Source organism: Streptococcus sp. HMSC077D04 (assembly GCF_001808785.1).
Taxonomy (GTDB): Bacteria; Bacillota; Bacilli; order Lactobacillales; family Streptococcaceae; genus Streptococcus; species Streptococcus mitis_BX.
The window spans coordinates 1,074-1,591 of sequence record NZ_KV794521.1 but is presented as its reverse complement, the minus strand read 5'-3'; the positions used below and the strand labels follow the sequence as shown (position 1 = coordinate 1,591).

1 pseudogene is annotated in these 518 nt (G+C 44.4%); it reads right to left on the bottom strand.

The features are described 5' to 3' along the window. Positions 1 to 518 (bottom strand): annotated as a pseudogene (locus HMPREF2701_RS11455) (fibronectin-binding protein); the annotation flags it as partial.

Genomic DNA, 518 nt, shown 5'->3' with positions numbered 1-518 from the left:
TGTTCTTTACCTTGGATATCTGTTGTTTCAGCAGGTGTTCCTTCTGGAGTTACTGGGGTTACTGTTGGTGTGTATTTAGCCGTTACTGGCGTACCGTTCTTATCTACACGTTTAACAGTTACGCCTGTGCCTTTACCTGTGAATGTCTTCTCAGGTGTGAACGTTACTGTGCCATCTGATGAAACTGTGTATGTTCCTTCACCTGGAATTGTCTTAGTTGTTGAACCGTCTTCGAAGGTTGCTGGTACTTCATCATCCATTGGTACTTCTGGGTTGCCTGGTTTGAATTCAGGTTTACCATTTTGTTCTTTACCTTGGATATCTGTTGTTTCAGCTGGGTCTGCGGTTGGGGTTACTGGGGTTACGTTTGGTGTGTATTTAGCCGTTACTGGGGTTCCGTTCTTATCTACACGTTTAACTGTTACGCCTGTGCCTTTACCTGTGAAGTTCTTCTCTGGTGTGAACGTTACTGTTCCATCTGGTGAGACTGTGTATGTTCCTTCACCTGGAATTGTCTT